Here is a 7,446-nt window from a genome sequence, read left to right as displayed (position 1 = left end):
TGCGGGAATAGCTCAGTTGGTAGAGCACGACCTTGCCAAGGTCGGGGTCGCGAGTTCGAGTCTCGTTTCCCGCTCCAATCACTTGCAGATGACATCCTGTTGCGGGAATAGCTCAGTTGGTAGAGCACGACCTTGCCAAGGTCGGGGTCGCGAGTTCGAGTCTCGTTTCCCGCTCCAATCTCTCTTCGACGTCCTCATAATCCCTTTGAATTGCCCATCACATCGCGCCGCGATGATTTGTCGTATCCGGCGTTTGCCTGATTTCTCTCTTCCCCGCACATCCCAAGTCATAAGACCAAGATGTATTGCTTGCTAATAGCCTCCCGGAGATCGGGCACAACCCTTTGCGGTCGGCTAACAGGCTTGGCAGGGCCTGAATGACAGACAGTGGCTCGCTATAAGTTAAAACCGGGGCATTTACCCAAAACTCATCATTTTGATTTATAGCGGCTGTGGCGGCCATAAACGGCTTGCAGGTGGGGATGGCAAGCCCGGCAAGAGCTCTGCCGATCGGGGAGGGGAAATCGCGGGCAAAAAAATAGGAGGGGCGATGGCTCCTCCTACGGGTTCACTGGCGCTGGCTCAGATAACGGTGACGTTCTCGGCCTGAGGGCCTTTTTTGCCCTGGGTCACAGTGAACTGGACTTTTTGACCTTCAGCCAGGGTCTTGAAACCTGCGCTCTGGATGGAGGAGAAGTGAACGAAAACGTCCGGTCCCTGGGATTGCTCGATGAAGCCAAAACCCTTGGTTTCGTTGAACCATTTTACTTGGCCGGTGCGAATGTCAGACATGTGGTAAGTCCTATCTATAACAAAATGAAACTAAGCCTGGTTGGGCAGCATTTGCCTGGAAGTCAGGGGTTGAAGCATGACTGACCACGTCTCTTTGTCCCAGTAGCATGTAGCACAATCCCTGTCTAAAGCCTGACCGATTGTACTGGAGCCCGATCCCTTGTCAATTTGGCACTTTTCATTTTTTGAGCGAGCTAAAAGTATTGTGAAGTCAGCAGCTTGTTTCATGCTTCACATCAAAAAAAACGGGAGGCCATGGCCTCCCGTCTGCATAAGGGGGTGGTCGAGCCCCCTTATTCCTTGAGGGCGAACCCTTCCCCCTGGCGGTCGTAGCGGTAGCTGACCTGACCGAGAGAGCGGACCTCGACCCGCTGGATGCGGCGGCTGGTGTCCACCAGGATGAACACCGACTTGCCCGACTGCAGCCGGGTCAGCGGCCTGTCCGGCCCTTCGATGGCGATGAGCCGGCTGAGCTCGGCCCCCGGTAGCTCGAACTTGCGGAAGATGGAGTAGAGGGTTTCACCGGCCTGCACGTCGTGCTGCAACCAGGTGCCATCCACTTTCTCCTCGACGGGCTTGGCGGCCTGGGGCTCACCGGCGTTGCCGACGGTCAGGGCCTGGGCCGGCACGGCCAGGGGCACAGCCAGAGAGCCTGATGGCGCCGTGGTCGGGGCGGCGGGGGCGGGCTCCCAGGCCAGCACCAGCAGCCAGAGCGGGATCAGCACCAGCAACCCTATGGTGTGTTTGCGGGGCAGGGGGCTTGCCAGCTTGAACGAGGCCGCCTTCGGCTCCTTGTTGCGCTGACCCAGGCCACTCATGCCCTGGCCGAGACGCTGGCGCAGGGGCAGGGTAGCCGCGTTGATACGTTGGAGCAGGGTTCCTTGTGATTCGTCTTGGCGACGCTGCTGGGCTCGTCTGTTATGGCCACGTGGGCGACGGTCCGGGGTGGGCACGGCATTTACCTCTCACTACATTGCCTGCCATCAGGCAAATATGCCGCCTATGGTAAACGGACTCGTCCCCGAGGGGGAGAGTCCGGAGCATGAAAATTATCAGCTGAGACGAAACTGACCCAACAATTGCTGCAAACGTTCCGCCGCCTGACGCAAGGCCTGACTGGCGTTGGCCGTGCTGGTGGCGTCCCTGGCGATGTCGTTGGCCAGTGCGCTGGTTTTTGACAGATTGCCGGAGACAGTCTCGGAAACCGAGCTCTGCTCCTCGGCGGCGGAGGCGATTTGGTAGGTCATGTCGTTGATGGTGGCGATGGCCTGGAAGATGCTGCCGAGGGCCGCCTCCGCCTGATCCGCTTCCCCCACCGCCTGATGGGTCAGCTGCTGGCTCTGCTGGATGGCATTGACCGCGTTGGTGGAGCTGTGGCGGATCTTGTCGATCAGCTCCTGGGTATTCTGCACCGCCTGCTGGGTGTTGCCCGCCAGCTTGCGCACCTCGTCGGCCACCACCGCAAAACCGCGCCCCTGCTCGCCGGCCCGGGCCGCCTCGATGGCGGCGTTGAGCGCCAGCAGGTTGGTCTGATCGGCGATCCCCTGGATGACGGTGAGGATGCTGGTGATCTGCTCGCTGTCGTGCGCCAGCCCTTCCACCACCTCGGCGCCCTTGCCCGCCTCGGCGGCCACCTTGTGCATGGAGTGGATCACCCGCTGGAAGCGTACCTTGCCCTCGTCCGCCGCGCTCTGGGCCTGCTTGGCGGAGTCGGCGGTGTTGTTGGCGTGGGTGGCCACCTCCTGGCTGACATAGGACATCTCCTGTACCGCGGTCAGCATCTGCTCCATTTCCGCCTGGTGATGCTGCAGGTTGCTGTCGGTCTGGCCGGCGATGCGATCGGTATCCCCGGCGTGGCGATGGACCTCGCTCGCGGTCTTCTGCACATCCCCGAGCAGGGCCTGCAGCTTGTCGATGAAGCGATTGATGCCCCGGGCCAGGGCCCCTAGCTCGTCCCGGGAGCGGCTCTCCAGACGCTTGGTGAGATCTCCGTCGCCGTCGGCGATGTCATCCACCAGGCTGACCATCTGGCGGATGGGGCCCGTGATGCTGCGGGCAATGACCAGCATGGTGCCAAGGGCCAGCGCCAGTACGATGAGGGCACCGATGAGCTGCTGGGTCATGGCGGCGCGGTTCATGTCGGTGAGCTGGCGTGCCAGCTCGTCCGCTCCCGCCAGCACCACCTTGTAGGGCAGGGTGACGATGATGGCCCAGTTGCGGGCCATGCCGGGCACCGCGATGGGCACCGAGATGCGAAACGCATCGTCGAGCTCCTGGCGCTGCACGTCCGGTTTGAGGTACTGCTGCCAGCCGTTGCCGAGCACCTTGTCGGCGCGGCTGCCGAGCAGGCTGGCGTCGCCGCTGGTACCGGTGATGACGCCGGCGGCGCTGACGATCAGGGTCTCCCCCTTGCCGTCATAGATGTTGCTATTGAGAGACTGGGCCTGACGGCTGATGGAGTCCACCGCCAAATCCAGCGCGGCGATGCCCTTGAACCGGCCATCCACAAGGATGGGGGTGGTGATGGTGCTCACCAGCACCTGCTGGCCGTTGATGTCCACCTTGAAGGGGTCGATGAGGCAGGGGCGCCCCTCCCGTTTCGGGCAGGCGTAGTAGTCGTTGGCCGGGTTGCCGAACTCGTCCGGATCGCTCTTCTCGATGGAGAGCAGCAGATCGCTGCCGATCTGATCCTTGTCGCGATAGAAATAGGGAACGAAGCGCCCCTTGTCGTCACTGCCAAGGGCTGCCTGTCCCGCGAAGCTTTCGTCCTGGCCGTCGAAGCCGTTGGGCTCGAAGCCCGCGAAGGCGCCATAGAGCTGAGGCTCCAGGGCAAGCTGGGCCTTGAGCAGGTCGGTGGCTTGCTGGCGATCCAGCGGCAGCTTGCCCTCCTGCTGGCGGGCGAAGACGCTGGCCATCTGCTGGGTGTAGGAGAGCCCCTTTTGCAGCAGCTGGGTGATGGTGGCGGCCTCGGCACGGGCGTTGGCACTCACCTTCTGCCACGCCTCCTGTTGCAGGGCGGCGCGACTGGAGTCGATGGTGAGCTGCTGGGTCTGCCGGCCTGAATACTGGTTGAGCAGGATCAGGATGACCAGGGCCGTGGTCATGGCGACACCGGCCAGTACCAGGATACGATTCTGGATAGAACGAAACTGCATCGCGCGTTCCTTGTATCGTTGAGGGTTCGTTGACGGGGTGACTGAAGTATCGGCTGTGCGGGAGATCTCTCCAGCGACCTCGCCTAGCTAAGCGGGAAAAAAGGGAAAATTCTGAGACATCACTCTAAAACAGCGGTTTTTGCGGGAATAGACCCTATTTTCCCCTCTGCCTCGCCATGGTTTTCCCATCCGTCATTGTCGGTGCTAAAATGCGACGGTTTTTTTAACGAATTGGCCCAAGGCCCTCTACACAAGGCTTAAAGATGAAAGTCAAAACCCGTTTTGCTCCCAGCCCGACCGGCTTTTTGCATGTCGGCGGTGCCCGTACCGCACTCTATTCCTGGTTGTTTGCAAAGAACCAGGGCGGTGAGTTTGTGCTGCGTATCGAGGATACCGATCTGGAACGTTCCACTCAGGAGGCCATCGACGCCATCATTGAGGGCATGGAATGGCTGGAGCTGAACTGGGATGAGGGCCCCTACTACCAGACCAAGCGCTTCGATCGCTACAACGCACTGATCGACGAGATGCTGGCTGACGGCCGCGCCTACAAGTGCTACTGCTCCAAGGAGCGGCTGGAAGCGCTGCGCGAAGGCCAGATGGCCAACGGCGAGAAGCCCCGCTATGACGGCAAGTGCCGGGATGGCGCCCACGATCATCCGGCCGATGCACCGCACGTCATTCGCTTCCGCAACCCGACCGAAGGCTCCGTGGTGTTCGATGACCACGTCCGTGGCCGCATCGAGTTCGCCAACACCGAGCTGGACGATCTGATCATCCGCCGTACCGACGGCGCGCCGACCTACAACTTCTGCGTGGTGGTCGATGACTGGGACATGGAGATCACCCACGTGGTGCGTGGGGAAGACCACATCAACAACACCCCGCGCCAGATCAACATATACAAGGCCCTGAACGCGCCGGTGCCGGAGTTTGCCCACGTCTCCATGATCCTGGGTGACGACGGCGCCAAGCTCTCCAAGCGCCACGGCGCCGTCTCCGTCATGCAGTACCGCGACGACGGTTACCTGCCGGAAGCGCTGCTGAACTATCTGGTGCGTCTGGGCTGGTCCCACGGGGATCAGGAGATCTTCACCCTCGACGAGATGATCAAGCTGTTCAGCCTGGATGCCATCTCCAAGTCCGCCTCCGCCTTCAACACCGACAAGCTCTTGTGGCTGAACAACCACTACATGCGCAGCCTGGATCCGGCCTATGTGGCCAAGCACCTGGCCTGGCACATGGAACACCAGCAGATCGACACCAGCAATGGCCCGGCGCTGGCCGACGTGGTCACCCTGCTGGCCGAGCGCTGCAACACCCTGGTGGAGGTGGCTGCCCAGAGCCGCTACCTGTTCGAAGAGTACGAAGCCATTGACGAAGCCGCTGCCAAGAAGCACCTGCGCGGTGTGGCTGCCGAGCCGCTGGCGCTGGCCAAGACCAAGCTGGCGGCCCTGGAGACCTGGACCACCGAGGCGCTGCACGAGCTGATTGAAGCGACCGCCGCCGAGCTGGGTCAGGGCATGGGCAAAGTCGGCATGCCGCTGCGTGTGGCCGTCACCGGTCTGGGCCAGTCTCCTGCCATCGACGCCGTGATGGCGCTGGTGGGCAAGGAGCGGGTCCTCGCCCGTATCGATCGCGCTTTGGCGTATATCGAAGCGCGCATGGCCGCCGAGTAATTCAGAGCGCCGGTACGGGCCAGTCCCCTGGCATCGCCGACGCCGTGATGGCGCTGGTGGGCAAGGAGCGGGTCCTCGCCCGTATCGACCGCGCCCTGACGTATATCGACGCGCGCATGGCCGCTGAATAAACATCGGCCATGGCATGAAAAGGGCTCCCTGACGGGGGCCCTTCGTATTTTGGCCTCAAGCGGATTTGCGACGTAAAACAGCGACATAGCGACGAGGTTGGCGGTAAAAACAGCTAACTGCCTGAATTTTGACTAAACGCTCCAGTGGGCGAGAATTTTGGGTTGACAGCAAAGCGGGTGATGCCTATCATGCGCCTCCGTTGCCAGAGATAACTTTGGTAGCGCCGAGGTGAGTTGGGGTTATAGCTCAGCTGGGAGAGCGCTTGCATGGCATGCAAGAGGTCCGCGGTTCGATCCCGCGTAGCTCCACCAAATTCTCCTCGAACAATCTGGAATCCAAGGGGTTATAGCTCAGCTGGGAGAGCGCTTGCATGGCATGCAAGAGGTCCGCGGTTCGATCCCGCGTAGCTCCACCAGGTTCCCGATTGATATGAAGTACCCAGGGCAGTGCGGTGTGTATCACCCAGGCCGACCTTTGTGGGGTTATAGCTCAGCTGGGAGAGCGCTTGCATGGCATGCAAGAGGTCCGCGGTTCGATCCCGCGTAGCTCCACCATTATTGAGGATGAATGGCCGCCAGAACCATTCATTCAGTACCGAATTTGGGGTTATAGCTCAGCTGGGAGAGCGCTTGCATGGCATGCAAGAGGTCCGCGGTTCGATCCCGCGTAGCTCCACCAAATTCAGAGTGATTCAGCGTCACTCACACACATCGGGGTTATAGCTCAGCTGGGAGAGCGCTTGCATGGCATGCAAGAGGTCCGCGGTTCGATCCCGCGTAGCTCCACCATCTTTCGCAAGAAAGCACCAAGGCCACCGCATCGCGGTGGCCTTTTTGTTTGGCGCTGTCCCAATTATGTGTTGGAAGGCTAATCTGGAAGTAGGTCATCACCACGAGGACCTTCATCATGGATACGCCAGCCTTCCAACACCTGTTGTCCCTCTTTCCATTACTTACTCTGCGTCAGCGCCGTGTCGCTCAGCATGAGCTCGCCGCTCCACACCCGATTACGTCCCTCCATGCCCAGTTACCCACATGCTGCGGCTGTCCCCACTGCCAGGCGGATGCCACCCAGCTGGCCCCCTGGGGCTGGAGCCGTGGGCTGCGTCGTTACCGTTGTAAGCAGTGTCGGCGAACCAGCTCCCTCCTCACCAAGACGCCTTTGGCCAGATTACGTAAGGCTGAGCATTGGGAGGACTACGCCCAGGCTCTCATCGACGGGCTCACTGTCCGCCAGGCCGCCGTCCGCTGCGGTGTTTGCAAGAACACCGCCTTCTTGTGGCGTCACCGCTTCCTGAAGGCGATGGCAAACCACCAGGCAACACGGGAAGAAGGCATTGTGGAAGTGGATGAAACCTTCTTCCTCGAATCGTTCAAGGGGCAGCGAGGGTTGCCTCGTCCGGCAAGACATCGTGGCGGGAAAGGGCGTACCCGGGGGACCGGGCGGGATTACATCCCGGTGATGGTGGTGCAGGACAGGGCGGGCCATCAAGCCGACTTTCAGCTGGAAAGGCTGGATGCGCAGACGGTGAAAGCGGTGTTGCAGCCACTCATCGCGCCCGATGCAGTGCTCTGCAGTGATGGTGCAGGGGTGTATGCCAGTTTCAGCCAAGCGCGGGGCATAACACATCAGGTGGTGTACAACCGTCGAGGTGAGCGAGTCATTGGGGCATACCACATCCAGCATGT

The 7,446-nt window shown here is 61.0% G+C and carries 5 protein-coding genes and 7 tRNA genes; 9 read left to right on the top strand and 3 right to left on the bottom strand.

The features are described 5' to 3' along the window. Position 1 precedes the first annotated feature (1 nt). Together AB5Y64_RS08170 and AB5Y64_RS08165 are read left to right on the top strand one after the other, a co-directional pair. Positions 2–77 (top strand) — tRNA-Gly (locus AB5Y64_RS08170). Positions 78–101: 24 nt separating this feature from the next. Continuing rightward, positions 102–177, top strand: a tRNA-Gly gene (locus AB5Y64_RS08165). 405 nt (positions 178–582) lie between these two features. On the opposite strand, the gene AB5Y64_RS08160 is transcribed toward AB5Y64_RS08165, so the two are convergent. From AB5Y64_RS08160 to AB5Y64_RS08150, 3 genes are all read right to left on the bottom strand, one after another. Further along, entirely contained in the window at positions 583–792 is a 210-nt protein-coding gene (locus tag AB5Y64_RS08160) for a cold-shock protein (RefSeq protein WP_005297820.1), read from the bottom strand. A gap of 293 nt (positions 793–1,085) precedes the next feature. Continuing rightward, positions 1,086–1,745, bottom strand: a complete 660-nt coding sequence (locus AB5Y64_RS08155) for a LysM-like peptidoglycan-binding domain-containing protein (protein WP_010675484.1) — start codon at positions 1,743–1,745, stop codon at positions 1,086–1,088. Between the two features lie 99 nt (positions 1,746–1,844). Further along, the gene (locus AB5Y64_RS08150) at positions 1,845–3,947 is read right to left on the bottom strand and encodes a methyl-accepting chemotaxis protein (RefSeq protein ID WP_270671754.1); all 2,103 of its coding nucleotides are present in this window, start codon (positions 3,945–3,947) and stop codon (positions 1,845–1,847) included. 263 nt (positions 3,948–4,210) lie between these two features. Here AB5Y64_RS08150 and gltX point away from each other — a divergent pair, with 263 nt between their 5' ends. The 7 genes from gltX to AB5Y64_RS08115 form a co-directional block, all read left to right on the top strand. Further along, positions 4,211–5,626 carry a glutamate--tRNA ligase gene (gltX, locus tag AB5Y64_RS08145; RefSeq protein ID WP_114523158.1) on the top strand — a complete coding sequence of 472 codons (1,416 nt, stop codon included), beginning with the start codon at positions 4,211–4,213 and terminating at the stop codon, positions 5,624–5,626. A 367-nt stretch (positions 5,627–5,993) separates the two neighbouring features. Next, positions 5,994–6,069: transfer RNA gene (locus AB5Y64_RS08140), tRNA-Ala, on the top strand. Between the two features lie 28 nt (positions 6,070–6,097). Next, positions 6,098–6,173: transfer RNA gene (locus AB5Y64_RS08135), tRNA-Ala, on the top strand. 63 nt (positions 6,174–6,236) lie between these two features. Next, a tRNA-Ala gene (locus AB5Y64_RS08130) sits at positions 6,237–6,312 on the top strand. A 48-nt stretch (positions 6,313–6,360) separates the two neighbouring features. Further along, positions 6,361–6,436 (top strand) — tRNA-Ala (locus tag AB5Y64_RS08125). Between the two features lie 34 nt (positions 6,437–6,470). Then, a tRNA-Ala gene (locus AB5Y64_RS08120) sits at positions 6,471–6,546 on the top strand. 118 nt (positions 6,547–6,664) lie between these two features. Next, the coding region (locus AB5Y64_RS08115) for an IS1595 family transposase (RefSeq protein WP_368203618.1) at positions 6,665–7,446 on the top strand (782 nt) is incomplete at its 3' end.

It is taken from the genome of Aeromonas sp. R5-1, assembly GCF_040908265.1.
Lineage (GTDB): Bacteria > Pseudomonadota > Gammaproteobacteria > Enterobacterales > Aeromonadaceae > Aeromonas > Aeromonas caviae.
The sequence above is the reverse complement of the archived record's forward strand: the minus strand, read 5'-3'. Positions and strand labels throughout refer to the sequence as shown.

Coding starts and splice junctions, on each gene's coding strand:
- AB5Y64_RS08160 (WP_005297820.1), bottom strand. CDS start 792: ATGTCTGACATTCGCACCGGCCAAGTAAAATGGTTCAACGAAACCAAG.
- AB5Y64_RS08150 (WP_270671754.1), bottom strand. CDS start 3,947: ATGCAGTTTCGTTCTATCCAGAATCGTATCCTGGTACTGGCCGGTGTC.
- gltX (WP_114523158.1), top strand. CDS start 4,211: ATGAAAGTCAAAACCCGTTTTGCTCCCAGCCCGACCGGCTTTTTGCAT.